Here is a 15,186-nt window from a genome sequence, read left to right as displayed (position 1 = left end):
GGGTTTCACCTGTGAACCGTTCTGGTCGCGGGCATTGCCCATCTCTTGAGCTGGTTTCAGGACACACAAACGCATATGACTCGCCTTGAGAATTTCATCAGCAGGATGACCGCACAGCGCGACATTCTCGATCAAGTTTGCCCCGAGGTGGCGAAGATGGAAGGGCTGGTGCTCGAGTTCGGCCTCGGCAACGGCCGGACGTTCCACCATCTGCGCGAGCGCCTGCCCGGACGCCGGATCGTGGTGTTCGACCGCGAACTTAGCGCACACGCCAGCTCAATTCCCAACGCTGAAGACTTCGTGCTCGGCGAAATACGCGAGACGGCGAAGAGGTTCATTGGCATCGACGCGGCTCTTGTTCATGCTGACATCGGCACCGGCTATGACGATCGCGACGCAGTGACCTCTACCTGGCTTCCCGATCTGATCGCGCGCCTGCTTCGCGTCGGCGGCTTCGCGGTCAGCGGCACGCCCCTCGAGCACCCGCTGTTGCAACGCCTCCAGCCGCCGCCTTCGGTGCCCGCCGATCGTTATTTTGTCTGCAGGCGCGTGTGAGGGGCCGAGACGACCCAAACATTTGGCGGCCAAATCTTCGGGGCCAAATCTTCAGGGGATCATAAATACTGCTATCTCCCGCTCGATGCCGCGCAGCGAGACCTCGTGGGGCACGGGCGTCAGCGCGTTCCTGTTCAACAGATCGGCGGTGAGATTGTCGCCGACCACGGCACGAGTGGCGAAGATCGCCTGTGCATTGGCAAGGTTCTGGACCCGCGAAGCAATGTTGACCGTCTGGCCGAAATAGTCCTGTCGCTCGTTCATGGACACGGCGATGCACGGGCCGGCATGGACTCCGATCTTGAGCAGCAGATCCTCGCGCCCGCTCTTGTCGTTGAGCTCACGCATGGCATCGCGCATCCTGAGGGCCGCAGCAATCGCACGATCGGGCGTCGCGAAGGTCGCCATCACCGCATCACCGATCGTCTTCACCACCGCGCCTGCCTCCGCCGCGACGATCTCGTGCAGAACCTGGAAATGCACGCGCACGAGATCGAAGGCCGAAAGATCGCCCACCCGCTCGTAAAGCTCGGTCGATCCGCGCAGGTCGGTGAACAGGAAGGTCAGGCTGGTGATTTTCAGGCGCTGGTCGATGTCGAGCGTATCCGTGCGATAGAGATCGCGGAACGTCTGGTTGGTGAGCAGGCGCTTGGCGGTCAGGAAGGGCCGGCGTTTACCCAAGAGATCATGCAATTCCTGGCCGGCGATGAAGACCGTCGGCAGCACGCGGGTGTCGGTCCTGTTCTCCAGCGAAATGCGCAACGGGCCGGGTTGCATCTCCAGCGTCTGGTTCTGGACATGGTCGCGGTCGAAGACCAAAGAGAGGCTTCGGCGCTCTTTTGTTGGTTCGCCCTTCACGTCGATGAACTGTGCTGAATGGGTGACCGGCTCGAAGACGATGACGAATTCAGACGGAAGCTGTATGGGCAGAACCGCCTTTTCGCCGGGGGCAAGCTCGATATCCTCCAGCGAGAACGCTTCGATCTTTTTCGCGAAATCCTCTTCCGGCAGATCGACGCCGGACGCCCAGTAGATCTGGCGGAAATATTCCACCAACGGCAGTTCGTGTGGATTGTGGGCGGCAATCCTGCGCACGCGAGGACTGACGGTGAATGTCACCTCGACCATCTCGTCGAGGGTCGGCGAATAGCCCTCGGAGCACAGCGCGCAGGTGTATTCGTCCTTCTGCAGGGTTTTCAGCGTGGCGTTGGAGTCGAGCACGCCGCCACAGCCGGGGCATAGGACATTCCAGGAAATGTCGAAGATGCCCACCCGCGCCGCATGGAGAAAGGCGCCTATGGCGCGTTCCTCGTCGAGGCCATGCTTGCTGGCGAAGGCTGGCGCATTGATGCGGCAAAGTTCGCGGTCCTTGCCCTCCGCGATGGTTCGCCTGATCGCGTCGATTGCCTGCGGATCGACATCGGTCGATTGCCGCAGAAGCGAGAACAGATCCTGAGCTTCGTTCATCGTGCAGGCTCCGGAAAATGCGCCATCGAGGCGTGTTGACCGGACCGGTCTTTGGTCCGAGCGCTCCATCTTACTTCGAAACGGACCGTACGGCCATTCGAATGGATAGGCCTGGTAACAGTTCAATTTCCATTCGGCGGATTTTCACTGGCCGCAAGCGGCACTAGGATGGCGGGGCATTTATCTTTGGGGTCTTCTCCCATGCCGACATCCAACAACCCGCCATTTCCCGCGGCCCTGCGCCTTTTCTCCGTGGTGGTCATCATCGTCCTGATCGTCGGCGCCGGCCTGTTTTTCGCGCCTGTGCTGGTCAAGCCGCGCTGGCCTTGGGCCGTCACGCCATTCAATGCCCGCTTCCTCGGCGGCTTCTACACCGCCGAAATGGTCGTGATGGCGGCGCTGCTGGTCTGGAATCGCTGGTCACCCGGCCGGCTCGTGCTCGTCATGGCCTTCATCTTCACCGTCATCGTGTCGCTGGCTTCGTTCATCAATCTCGGCTATTTCAACTTCGAGCGCAAAGCGCCCTGGCTCTGGTTTTTGGTCTATCTCGCTTCGGTCGCGGTATCCGGGCTGTTCCTGTGGAGGGCCAAGGCCCGTCCTTCTGCAAAAGGCGTGACCTTAACCCCCGTATGGCGCGGCTACATGCCGGTGGAATCGGCGATCCTTGGGCTCTATGGCGTCGGCCTGTTGCTGTTTCCCCTGACATTCGGCAGCATCTGGCCATGGCCGATCGATGCCTTCCACGCTCAGGTCTACAGCGCCATCTTCCTGGCCGGTGCGGGCGGTATATATCTCGTCTGGAGAAGCGCGCCGCGCGAGGAACTGCTGGTGCTCGGCTTGGCGCAGTTTCTGGTTGGCCTGCTTGCCATCCTTGGCATCATCATCACCGACGCTGCGGTGCACCGGATCGACTGGACAGCGACCGGAACATTGTGCTGGCTCGCCCTTTTCGGCTGGATCGGCATCAGCGGCGTCTTCAAACTCTACGCCGCCTCCCGGTATTTTAGCTCGCAACCGGCATCATAGGTTGCAGAGACGGCTGGATTTTCAGGTGACGTCCGGTGCATCGTGGCGGGCCGATTGCCTTCGCCGGGAAAGCCATGACCAGCATGACCTCGCCATCCCCAAAGAAAATCCAGCCGCAGCTCCGGTCCGTCCGGCTAAGCGATGCGGAGGCGCTTTGCGCTATCTTCAACATGCCGGGCTTCCGCTGGGGCACGCTCAGGATGCCCTTCGAGATGGTGGAGCAGGTGGAGCGGCGCATCGCCAAGTCCGGCCAGGAAACCACCTGGATCGTTGCCGAGTTGGACGGCAAGGTCGTCGGCCATGGCAGCCTGGTCGTGCAGGGTTCGCCGCGCCGTTCGCATATCGGCGAGATCAATATCGGGCTTGACGATGCCTTTGTCGGCAAGGGTATCGGCTCTGCCATACTTGGCGCGCTGCTTGACGTGGCCGACAACTGGCGCGCCCTGAAGCGGGTCGAATTGACCGTCTATGCCGACAACGAACCGGCCATCCGTCTCTACACAAGACACGGCTTCAAGGTCGAAGGCCGACATGTGAAGGCCGGTTTTACCGACGGCCAGTACCATGACCTCCTGAGCATGGCCCGGCTGCGGTTCTGAGATCCGCTATTTGGCCTGTCAATTTCGTCTCACACCATTTGGTCGCATCCAGCAAGTCTGGTCTCCCTTGGCGTTTGCCCGGCAAGCGGCTAGACGGGACCAATGACCGCCGTCTTTGACCCATCCCCTACGCCTCCGGCGGAAATTCTGGCAGTGCTGTCGCTGCTCTGCCCGGAAGTCGTGCGCGACATCGAGCAGAACTGGAATGCACCGGTTTCCGACTACGCCCGCCATCTGTGGCGGCCGGTGGCAAGGCCTGCATCGGGCCCGGCGATCGCTGCCCGCTCGATCCTGCGCGAAGTCCTGCATCAGCGCCTTGGTGTGATCATGCAGCCTGAAGAGATCGGCAAGGTCCTCGACGAGTTCGAGTCCAGACCGGTGATTCAGTCCGGCCTGCACTGCCTGCTTCTGATGGACCGGATCACCTTCGATGCCCTCCTGCTTGCCTGGCTCGGCGCGGTCGGAAACGGGCTGTCGGCCTTCTTCAGCTTCATGGGAACGACGATGACCATGGAGACAATTGGCCGGGAGGGGCCGGGATGGCTCGATGTCGGTGACGACAAGGTCAACCTGTTTGGCATGGGGCGCCACAAACTATGCCGCAAAAGCGCCTGCGTGGCCGGTCCCGTCACCCTCAACAAGCGCGCGCTCGAAGCGGTGGGCGACGAAACGGATGCCAGCCGCTGGCTGGGCACACTGCTTGCCAGCCAGGACAAGGTGTTTGGAACCGCCGCCGATGCGCTGACAGCCCTCAACGAGGATCTGGTCGCCGATTGGGATCGTTCCGGCATGGCCCAGCCGGTTTTCATCGATGATCGGCTCGCCGCGGCTGCCATGGCGCGGCATCTGGAAAATGACGGCAGCCTTGTTTCCAGGCTGCTCCTTGAGCCCGCAAGGCGCCAGCGTCTCGAACGTGCCTTGCAAGCAGCCGCATCGAGCCCATTTGGCAGGTTCCTGCCCAATGCCACGGCCTATTTCTGGGGTATCCGCGATGAGCGCGTGCGCAAGCTCGTCCTCGATAACGGGCACCTGATCGAGCCTGGCAGGCCGCATGGTCTTTCCATCCCGTTCGAGCGACCGCATCTCAGGCAGGCGCTGCTGGACGGCATGCTGCTGCCGAACTTGTTCCTGATGTTCCTAGTCCTTGCCATATTGCCGCGCGTGCGGGTTGTGGGCGGCCTGAGACAGATTGGTTATGTAGCGCTTTTCCACTCGATCCTGCTGGCTGCGCTAGATGAAAACGCGCCGGAAGAGCGCGATCTGGCTGCGGAGTTGCAGGTTCGGGAAAATGCCTGGGGCATGCGGGTCATCGACGAAAAGATCTCGGTCCGCGAGCAGCTTGCCGGCCTGCCGGAAGGGGCGGTCTTCCCGGACCTGCTCCGGCAATACCGTTTGCGGACGTTTGCCGAGGCGACCGACGACCTGAAGCTGGTTCGCGAAAACGCCCGATGGCGCAAGATCGGCCAGGCAGAGATCAATGCGAACTGAGCCTACTTCAGGTTGATTTTCTGGTGCGCAACCGCAAGCGACGGCGATCTATCAGTGAGCCTCTGGCGTCTGATCCGGCCGCTTCCTTGACGCTGATGCCTTTCAGGATTTTGACGACGGCTTCCGCCTCGATCGGCAGCGCTATGCCACCGGACCCACACGGATCGCTCGATGCCCATTTGCGCTGCCGCTTGCTGGTCGACGACTATCGGTTCATTCTTGTGAACCTTGGCCGTGAAGTGCGTGGCGAGATCACGCCGTCACGGCCCCTAGTGAGGTCTTGTTCGATGGACTGCTCGGGCTGCGGTTTCGAGGTTGAGGGCGGTTACGCTTTCTGTCCGAGGTGTGGCAGGCGCCAGCCCGTGCCATGCGCCAGTTGCGGCTACCGCTGCGCACCTGATTTCGAGTTCTGTCCGAAATGTGGGGCAAGCGTCGGGGCGCCCGCAAAAGCCGTCGAACGGCCTGCTCCGACGCCAAGCCGGACCATTGTGCAGCCTTCTCGAACTCCGTCGCTGCTTCCGAACATCGAAAGCGAAGATGGGCTGTATCCCGTCTCTGACGCCGATCGCCGGACGGTAACGGTCCTGTTCGCCGACCTTTGCGGCTTCACAACACTCAGCGAGCAGCTCGACCCCGAGGTCATGCAAGCGCTGCAGAACGAACTATTTAAGGAATTGACGGCGGCCGTGCGAAACTTTGGCGGTTTCGTCGACAAATTCATCGGCGATGCACTGCTCGCTTTGTTCGGTGCGCCGGTCGCGCATGAGGACGATCCGGAACGTGCGCTTCGCGCCGCTCTCGACATGATCGCCCGGACGGCGCGGCTCGGCGAAGGCACCTCCCACTCCGGCTCGCCTCTGTCACTCCATATCGGCATAAACACTGGTCCGGTCGTCACTGGCGGATTTGGCGTCGGCACGGCCAAATCCTATTCGGTGACCGGCGACACAGTGAATACGGCGCAACGCCTGCAATCGCTGGCCGCACCGGGTGAGGTGCTGGTAGGCGAGCTCACTCACAGGCTGACCCGGCATGCCTTCTCTTACGAGTCGCTGGGTGATGTCGTGCTTCGCGGCAAGGCTGGCAGTGTGCTCGTCCATCGGCTGGATGCACCGCTTGCGGCGCCGCGTGCAGCACGTGGGCTCGAGGTGCTCGGCCTCAGTGCGCCGATGATAGGTCGTGGTGCCGAACTCAATAGAATGCTGGCCAGCCTTGACCAGGCGTGCGGCGGCTCGGCCCAACTTGTCCGCCTGGTCGGAGAAGCCGGTATCGGGAAATCGCGGCTAGTGAAGGAGTTCGTCGCCCGCGTCGGCGACGAGGATCGTTTTCGCAACGTCGCCGTGCGGCTGGCCACGTGCTCACCGCTGGGCGAACAATCATTTGGCGCCTTGGGCGCAGTGGTGCGCAGCGCTGCCGGGATGATGCAGAACGACAATGGGGACGAAATGCGGGGGAAGCTCGCAGGGTTGCTTGCGAATCTCGGCCTGGAGGGCGAGGAGGCGAAGCGGCTGATGCCTTTGCTCTACCATGTGCTCGGCCTTGGCGACCCCGATGCCACCTTGCAGCATGTCGAGCCCGAGCAGCTGCGGCGGCAAATTCTCTACGCAGTCCGCACAATCATCGAACGGCGGCTTGCGTTGTCGCCGCTGTTGATTGTCGTCGAAGACCTGCACTGGGCCGACGCCGTGTCGCTCGAGGCACTACGTTTCGTGATGGACAGGTTGGAACGGACGCGCTTGATGTTGCTGGTCACGCATCGTCCGGCGCCGGACAACGACCAGCTCGGCTCAAGCCGGGTCAGTCACACAGCGCTCAGGCTTTCGCCGCTCAACAATGATGAAGGTCGCAGCCTGCTGGCGGCGCTTTTCGGCGAAAGCTGGGTAAACTCCGCAGGAGGGCTTCTCGACCAGATCCTCGAGCGCGCGGGTGGCAACCCCCTCTTTGTAGAGGAGATCGTCCGCGGCCTTATCGATCGCGGCGTACTGATGCGCGAGGGCCAGCGATGGCGGACTGCGGCAGGCGAAGTCGCAACCGGCATTCCCGCCACTATCCAGGCGATGTTGCTTGCTCGCGTCGACCGGCTGCCCCAAGAGGTGCGCCGGTTGGCCCAGGAAGCCGCGGTCATCGGCCCGCGCTTCGATGCCACAGTTCTGAAAGCCGTGACGTCCGACCCCGGCCGGCTGGAAGCCGGCTGCGAACTGCTTTGCGATGCGGAAATCATCGAGGAAGTTGCCGGATCAGGCTCGGTCTCGTCGCAAAGCTACCGCTTTACGCAAACATTGCTGCAGGATGTGATCTACCAGAACATGCTCCTGCAACGCCGGACCGACATCCACGGGCGGGTCGGTGCTGCCTTGGAGCAATTGTGCGGCGACAAGCCGGAACGGCTCGAGGATTTGACCGTGCTCGGTCATCATTTCGCACAGAGCGCCGAGCGGGAGAGAGGCGCGCATTACCTGCAGGCGGCGGGCGATCGCGCTCGCATGATATACGCCAACGACGACGCACTTCGTTTCTACGAGCGAGCACTGACTGCGTTGAGCGCGATCGGGCAAACACCGCTCAAACTGGAAATTGCAGAGCGCATTGCCGATTTGAGCGGCCCGATGGGCCGCCGCGAGATCGCGCACCGCCACTACGAAACGGTGTTGCAGGCATACCGCGAGTCAGCCAATCGTGCCGCGTCGGCGCGCGTTTTGCGAAAGATGGGTCGGCTGCTCTGGGACGTCGGCAAGCGGGACAACGCAGAATCCCGCTATGCTGAAGCGGCAGCGCTCCTCGATGGAGCGGATGCTCCGATCGAGCAGGCGCATCTCTGGCAAGAACGTGGCCGACAGGCGTTCCGTAGCGGAGATCACGCTCTCGCGGCAAAATGGGCAGACGCGGCGCTGGATTGCGTACGCTCTCTGACGACAGAGCATGTTTCCGAGGTAGGGTGTGATGCCACCCTTGTGACCGCCGAGGCACTTAATACCAAGGCTGTCGCGCTGGCTCGCCTTGGGCGAAACCGTGAAGCCGTGCGTCAGGTTGAGCGTAGCATTGAATTGGCCGAAGCCGCCGGTCTGCTGGGCGCGGCCTGCCGCGGCTACACCAATCTGGGCGTGCTTTACACGACCATCGATCCGGCACAGGCGATGGAGGTCTGTCGGCGCGGTCTTGAAGTGGCGCGCCATATTGGTGATTTGGGTTTCCAGGCGCGCCTCCTCGCCAATCTGGCGGTCGCTTGTTGTACTTTCACGGATCGCTGTCCAACGGAGGGCGTGCCTGCTGCCGAGAAGGCCATCGAGATCGACCGGGCGCTCGACCAGCGCGAGCACCTGCCGGTGCCGTTGATCGTGCTTGGGCAGATCCACCAGTGCAACGGCCATCCGGAACTAGCGGTTGGCTTGTTCCACGAAGCACTGGACGTAGCCCGCGAAACGGGCGAACCCCAACTGCTGTTTCCGTGCTATGATGGTCTCGCAACGCTCAATCTCGACCTCGACAATCTGGCCGAGGCCGAACGCTACTTTTCCTTGGCGCAGGGTATATGCGCCCAGCACGGGCTCGACCCGGAAGCGCTTGTGGTGCTGCCTTTTCTCGATTAACCGGGGTCGGAGGTTGGAAATGTCCGCGCGTAGCGACTTGGTACCGCTTCAACCGGGCGACCGTGCGCCGAACGTGGTACTCGACGCCATTACCCAGGAAGGCAAGATCGCGCTTGACGACTTTCGCGGACAAAAGCCGGTGCTGGTCGGCCTGTTTCGAGGTCTGCATTGTGCGTTTTGCCGGCGCCATATCGCCGCCCAGGCGCGGCTTGATCCGGAGCTGCGCGAAAAGGGCGTGGAGAGCCTGACGGTGGTCAACACGCCGATCGAACGGGCGCGTCTCTATTTCCGCTACCACCCGATGCCGAATCTGCTTGCGGCTTCCGACCCTGAACGCGCATCACATCGTGCTTTTGGACTGCCCAATCTCGAATTCACCGAAAACGAGACGAACTGGCCGTACAAGGTCTCGATGGCAGCGGCAAAGGATATGCGGGTCGACATACCAGGCGAGTTGCCTGGTCCTATGGATCCTATTGCGGCCAGCGAACTCCTCAACAAGAGGGACCATTACGAACTGACCGAAGCCGACGAGCAGATGATCGCAACCGGACACGGACAACTGGTCGGTCAGTTCCTGCTGGACCGGCAGGGGATCGTCCGCTGGAGCTTCACCGAGATTCCAGAGGGTGGGCGATACATGTTTGGGGCGCCAAACCCGCAGGAGCTGATGTCAGCCGTTTCCCAAGTCGCCCAATAGACTAGCGAACGAGGTAAACGGGCGGGACACTGACAAGTTCACCGCTCTTCGAGCACCGCCTCGACCCTGGCAACAAAGTCATCGAGTGAGCGATCCCCGCGAATTTCGATGCGCGGAAGGTCGATGGGATCGCAATCGAGGTCCGCCGGCCCGTGTCTGCCGCCGAAGCCGATCCGATAGCCGCACTCCTTGGCCAGCCGGCCAAGCCGTCGGTCGGTGACAGAGAAGGGTGCCGCGAACGCCGTGGTTGGCCGACCGGTCCACCGTTCGATGAACATGCGAGAGCGCAGGAGCTCGGCGGCCAAGTCAGAACTCAACAGACCATCGATCGCGCGATGCGTCGCCAGATGGCTTCCGAAGAACGCACCTTCGGCGGCGAGACGTCGCACCGTGCCGGCGTCCATAAGCGGCGTCGGCGGGCCGCTGACGGCGTCCCACAGTGCACTTTCCCCCACCAGGTCCGTCACCAGGAACACTTCCGCGGTCAGGTCGTTGGCGCGCAAGATCGGCCAGGCATGGTCGGCAAAGTTCTGGAAGCCGTCGTCGAAGGTGATGAGCACTGGGCGGCCGGCGACAGGTTGACGGTTGGCGATGAACCGTTCCAGCTGCTCGGACATGATGGCGTGAAAGCCATTGGCGCGCAGCCATGCCATCTGGCCATGGAATGCGGCGGGCGCGAGCCGAAAACGGGCGAGCGCGGCCGGACCTTCGTCGGCGACGCTGTGATACATGAGGACAGGTATACGCTGCCGCCGCTCGCTACGCGCAACGTCGCGGCGCAGGGCCCGCGCCCCGCCCCAGACGATATTTCGCGCGACCCCGATTTCGAGGCGCGCGCGGATTGGCGCATGATCAATCATCGGTTCCGTCGCCGCCTCGTCCGGTGACTGGCGGCGGAAGCGGTCTACGCGATAGAGCTCGGTCTGGATCGATTGATCGAGGACGAGACCTTCGGTCCCTGCCAGCGTCTCTGAGATCGCTTGTGCACCGAATGTGTTCCAGTCGAAGCCGGTCCTTTCAACATTGTCACGTAAGACGAATGCGTGTGCGTTGATGAAACTGCCGCCAGGCGCCAATGCCTCAACGATTTTTTTGGCGAAGCGCCGCAGCTCGGCGAGATCATCCAGATAGTAGAGCACTTCCGAACAGACGATCAGGTCCATCTCACCAGGCAGCGTGTCCGCGCAAAAGTCCAATACGCCGAACTCGACATTCGGCTGATCGCTGCATCGCGCGCGCGCTCGCCCGATAGCTACGGCGGAGATGTCGGTTGCGGTCAAATGGCTCACTCGCGGCGCCAGCTGCCGCGTGAAGTGCCCCTCCGCGCAGGCCAGCTCAAGCGCTCGTCCGATCGGGCCGGCAGGCAGAATTTCGAGCTGCCGCTCATATTTTTCCTGCTCATAGGAGGAACCGTAGTTCCAGGGATCCTCGGTCGCGAAATAGCCATTCCAGAACGACGTGCGATCCATGTCGTGCCTGGGCCGTGCGCGGCGCGGCGCCGCAGGAGGCGCCGCAGCTTCGGCGCTCGACCGAACCAGCCTCCGCGCTTCCGCGGCCAACCGCGCGAGTTTGCCAAAGTGGCTGTCCGGATCGGGTCCGCGTTCAGCTGTGGCTGACAATGCCTCGGCTGCGAGCGTGTTTGACGTGTCGGCGCCGGCGGCCTGTTGCGGTACAGGTGATCGTCTCGCAAAGCTTGCCGCACTGTCTACAAGCCGCTCAGCGGCCACGACATTCTGGATCAATTCAATCCAATGGCGCCTTGTCACTTTCCCGAGTACGCCGAACTGCACGACAGCCTCGATCTGGCCATCCATCATCAGATAGGCATAAATTTGATCGATTCCTTCCGGAAGTTCGATCGAGGTCGGATTTCGAATATCGACGCGAATTCCAAGCGTCCGCGCCAGCCGGCGCGGCGCGGCAAGATCGTCGAAGTCGAGAAGCATTTCCTCAAGGTGATACTGGACGCGGCGACCCGCGGCGGGATCGTCCCAGACCTTGCCGAGTTCGGTGATCAACTCGGTGAGGGAGCCGCCGAACCTGTCCCATCTGGCAGCCAATTGCGCTGGCACCGATAGGCTTCCTACCATAAGGCCATCGCAGGCCACCTTGGCGATCTCACGCGCCCACTTACGTCCTGCCGGGAGCGCGCGCAGGGTCTGCGGGCTGATCGAGCGGCGGCCGCTGCCGCAATCCGACGCGGCGTTCCACAACGCGAACCACGCGAGTGCTTCGGAAGCGGTGCGGCCGTTCGTTTCGATCGCACCATTGGCGTGAGCCGATGCTGGCTTTTTGACCCTGGGATCAGGAGAAAAGCCGCGGGCGATCACGATTTCCGCATCGGCCAGCATCTGCGTCGAATTGCGGGTGAGCGAGTTGGGACTGGTCCGATAGAAAGCGAGCGGTTCGTCGACCATCACCCAACGTTTGCCTAGACGTGCCAGGCGCTGCCACAGATCCCAGTCCTCGCAGGTGCGCAACGAAACATCGAAGCCGCCCAACTCGACAATTGTCTTCCGGTCGACGAGCAACGCGTGAGTGCGGATGGGGCAACGGCGCGCGAATGTTTCGAAGGGCTGGATCGCAACCTCCGTCGGGATGCTCGACGGGGTGAGTTCGCCATCGGGCATCACGCGCCGGGAACCGCAATAGGCGGTGACCGCATCGGGCGCGGCTTCAAGTGCGGCCAGCATTTTCGCAAGGAAGCCGGCGTCCACCCAATCGTCCGCATCCAGGAACATGAGCCAGCGTCCGCGCGCTGTCGAAATCCCGCTATTGCGCGCGCCGGCGGCGCTATACGCAGAAGCGCTCAACGTCCGAAACCGGGCATCGTGCTCCACATAGCCGGCGATGATCGCGGCGGTGGCGTCCGTGGAGACGTCGTCGACGACGATCGCCTCCCAATCCACTATTTCCTGATCGACAAGGCAATCGAGTGCGCGCGCCAGCGTTACCTCCGCGTTGTGCGCAGGAACCACGATTGAAACCAAGGGATTATGCGCCACGCCGTCTTACCCGCGCCTGGTTCGAAGGTAGAATAAGAGTCCCGAAACATAGCCGGCGATTTCCTGCCAAAGGAAATGGTCCTCAGCGACACTGCGTCCAAACAGTCTCCTGCGAACGCTTCCGAGCCGCCGCGACGCCGCCATTTGGCTGCAGAGCGAGCTTGCTCCTGTCGTGCTACCGATGTTGGAAGCCGGGCGCAGCATTCGCATCCGTGCCGCCGAGCTTGGGCGCCAGCTGTCGCAGAGGGACGTCAAGGCCAAGCATGCCGCATACTCATGTCGTCGATCCCCGGAGTCGGCGCCATGACCACAAGCTGCGGTCCCTGGCATCGTGCGATAGCTATGGCAACCTGACGTCTTTTGCAATCGGGACGCAATAGATGCAAGCCCACTGAAGCGTTGGTGTGAATGACTGCAGTGATTGGGACTATTGCTCCCCTCCTATCGACCGAAACGCCTCGATTCCGAGGTGCATTCTCGAACAGCCATTCTCCGTGCGAAGCAAGACGTTCCTTCTACCGTTGGGCCCGCATCGGAAGCTGATCGTCGCAGTATACAGCCGGGTGCGAGACAGTATGTGCACCGCCAGACCGGCTATTTTAGATACTTCTAATGAATATGCGCTACTTAATTGAGTTCCCAGTAGCTATAGATTGACATTGTATTACTCATTTCTATAGTAGATTTCGTCAAATGGTCGATTAGATTAGCCGGTTATGCCTGCTATCACGAAGAGATGTGCGAGCGACGTAACTCGGAACCCGTTCATTTGCCGCTAGTCAAGAGATGTAAAAGGGACCCACGAATTGGCTTAAGGCAAGAAGATTCCGGCTTGCGAGCCGGCTATTTTGCTGACATGTTTGGGCGTTTTTGAGTTTTGCACTGTGGCAGGTGTTCAAATGAAGGGGCATAAGGATGGCTAAGGAATCTTCGAGTACCGCTTCAGCAAGTAAAGCGGACGAAAATCTGATAGGTAATGCAGATGGAAACGGGCTGGCCTTCATGGGGGTCCAGGCCCGCGAGGCCGGCGTCTCCGGCGACGCTGTAGGTGTCGACAAGATACGTGATCTGCTGTTCGGCAACCAGATGCAGGACTACGACCGCCGTTTTTCCAAGCTTGAAGAACGGTTCTTGCAGCGCTTCAAGGATGTCGAATCCGAGGCCAAGCGCAATCTTGAAATGTACGAGTCAAATGCAAAAAAGCAGGTCGAATCGCTCGCGGCGCAATTGCGGAACGAAAAAGATGCACGAGCCGAGGCCGACAAGGAGATTGACCGGAATCTTCGCGAGCAAAATCAGGCGCTTGAAAAGCAGGTGCGCGCGTTGTCGGATCAATTGAGCGAGCTTGAGCGCGAAGTGGCGGACCGGATAAATCGAAGCGATCAATTGCTGCGTGAGGAAATCAAGCAAAAGAATGAAAGCATTCAGATGCTGATTGAGAAAATGTTTTCCGATCTCAGCAACGTCAAGACCGACCGAAATCTTTTGGCCGGCCTGTTTGTCGAGGTTGCAAAATGTCTAAATCAGGATCCCGTCGGCAGCAAGCACAATTCGGAACGCAGCTGGAAAGTGAGTTGATCGGAACTTGACGTCGACCGTCGACCCAATCAGCCTTCCTCAAAGAGCAGCTTCGAACGATCCAGAGATTGATCGCGAGGCTCTGGCTAATCTTTTGGTCGAAATTGCTCGGAACGTCGATCCGGACTATCGTGCGCGTCTCTACGGAGTTCCAACCGCCGATCCTCGCATGGAAACGCTGCGCCAGTTGCTGGTCGGCCGCGAAATTTCGGAGCTTTCACGAGTTGCGCACCTGCTCGACGAACCTGAGCAGCTTGCGTCTGCAGTGGGGGGTGTTCTCCCCAATGCAGCCGCACGTGCGCCTCATGCGCAACTCGGCGAGGCCCTTACGCCAGCTGTCGAGAGGGCCGTGCAACGGTCCATCCAGAAGAGCCCGCGTACGCTTACGGATATATTATACCCGGTGTTTCTGCCGGCAATTCGCAAGTCGATCGGGGAAAAGATCGATCAGACCTTTCAGTCGCTGAATGAAACTTTAAGACATATATTTACCTGGCACGGGCTGAAGTGGAGATTTGAAGCTTGGAGAACGGGTGCAAGCTTCTCAGAAGTTGTTCTTAAGCATTCTCTTGTCTACCGTGTAGAGCATGTCTTTCTTATCAACCGCAATTCCGGGATTTTAATAGCGCATGTAACTGCCGCTAACGCAACGAGCGAAGATCCTCAACTCATTTCTTCGATGCTTAGTGCAATTCAAGATTTTGTGAAGGACTCATTTAACGAGAAAGAACAGAGCGGCCTGGACACTATCCGTTTCGGGGAGCTTCGTCTCTGGTCGGAAGTTGGACCGTTTGCGACCTTGGTCGCGGTGATCCGGGGAAATCCGCCAGAGGAATTACATGAAATCGTTCGCGATGTGTTGTTTCGCATCCATGATGAATACTCCCAGGCTTTAGAGCAGTTTGACGGCGACAGTTCGCAGTTGACCGGCATAGAGACGCAGTTGCAATCCTGCGTTGAACTGAAGCAGGAGGACTCAAACCAGGGATTTCCGTGGCTGGTGGTGGCTGCAGTCCTGCTGGTTTTGATTCCGGCAGGCGGTTGGTTCTTTCTTTCCTGGCAATCCGGGCAGCGCTGGCAGGCCTATGTGTCGCGGCTGAGTACCCAGCCGGGCATCATCGTTGCCGAACAAAAGATGCGCGATGGCCAATTCTATATTGCCGGCCTGAGAGACCCGCTTG

The 15,186-nt window shown here is 60.6% G+C and carries 9 protein-coding genes and 1 pseudogene; 8 read left to right on the top strand and 2 right to left on the bottom strand.

The genetic code is table 11. From position 1 onward, the window contains the following. Positions 1–75 precede the first annotated feature (75 nt). Positions 76–555 (top strand): class I SAM-dependent methyltransferase, encoded by a 480-nt coding sequence (locus AC0L17_RS16405; RefSeq protein WP_473508182.1) that lies wholly within the window; start codon positions 76–78, stop codon positions 553–555. Positions 556–606: 51 nt separating this feature from the next. Here AC0L17_RS16405 and AC0L17_RS16400 read toward each other — a convergent pair whose 3' ends face one another. Beyond that, entirely contained in the window at positions 607–2,022 is a 1,416-nt protein-coding gene (locus AC0L17_RS16400) for a DUF5939 domain-containing protein (RefSeq protein ID WP_473516592.1), read from the bottom strand. A gap of 201 nt (positions 2,023–2,223) precedes the next feature. Here AC0L17_RS16400 and AC0L17_RS16395 point away from each other — a divergent pair, with 201 nt between their 5' ends. The 5 genes from AC0L17_RS16395 (at position 2,224) to AC0L17_RS16375 (ending at position 9,422) form a co-directional block, all read left to right on the top strand. Then, complete coding sequence (locus tag AC0L17_RS16395) at positions 2,224–3,048, top strand: hypothetical protein (protein WP_473516591.1); 825 nt, start codon at positions 2,224–2,226, stop codon at positions 3,046–3,048. 74 nt (positions 3,049–3,122) lie between these two features. After that, a complete protein-coding gene (locus AC0L17_RS16390) occupies positions 3,123–3,647 on the top strand; it encodes a GNAT family N-acetyltransferase (RefSeq protein ID WP_091594930.1) in 525 nt (174 codons plus the stop codon). A 102-nt stretch (positions 3,648–3,749) separates the two neighbouring features. Beyond that, positions 3,750–5,135, top strand: coding sequence for a hypothetical protein (locus tag AC0L17_RS16385; RefSeq protein ID WP_473516590.1), 1,386 nt, complete (start codon positions 3,750–3,752; stop codon positions 5,133–5,135). A gap of 287 nt (positions 5,136–5,422) precedes the next feature. Continuing rightward, the gene (locus tag AC0L17_RS16380; protein ID WP_473516649.1) at positions 5,423–8,722 is read left to right on the top strand and encodes an ATP-binding protein; all 3,300 of its coding nucleotides are present in this window, start codon (positions 5,423–5,425) and stop codon (positions 8,720–8,722) included. Between the two features lie 19 nt (positions 8,723–8,741). Beyond that, positions 8,742–9,422: a peroxiredoxin-like family protein gene (locus AC0L17_RS16375; protein ID WP_091594747.1), complete on the top strand. Its 681-nt coding sequence runs from the start codon at positions 8,742–8,744 to the stop codon at positions 9,420–9,422. Between the two features lie 38 nt (positions 9,423–9,460). Here the strand turns inward: AC0L17_RS16375 and AC0L17_RS16370 are convergent, their stop codons facing one another. Continuing rightward, complete coding sequence (locus AC0L17_RS16370; protein ID WP_473516589.1) at positions 9,461–12,427, bottom strand: trifunctional glycosyltransferase/class I SAM-dependent methyltransferase/polysaccharide deacetylase; 2,967 nt, start codon at positions 12,425–12,427, stop codon at positions 9,461–9,463. Between the two features lie 915 nt (positions 12,428–13,342). Between AC0L17_RS16370 and AC0L17_RS16365 the strand changes: the two genes are divergently transcribed. Both AC0L17_RS16365 and AC0L17_RS16360 read left to right on the top strand, forming a co-directional pair. Beyond that, positions 13,343–14,005: a coiled-coil domain-containing protein gene (locus AC0L17_RS16365; protein WP_091594751.1), complete on the top strand. Its 663-nt coding sequence runs from the start codon at positions 13,343–13,345 to the stop codon at positions 14,003–14,005. Between the two features lie 7 nt (positions 14,006–14,012). Beyond that, positions 14,013–15,186 (top strand): annotated as a pseudogene (locus tag AC0L17_RS16360) (OmpA family protein); the annotation flags it as partial.

The sequence above is a fragment of the Mesorhizobium sp. WSM4829 genome, from assembly GCF_055811475.1.
This window is presented reverse-complemented; position numbering and strand designations above follow the sequence as displayed.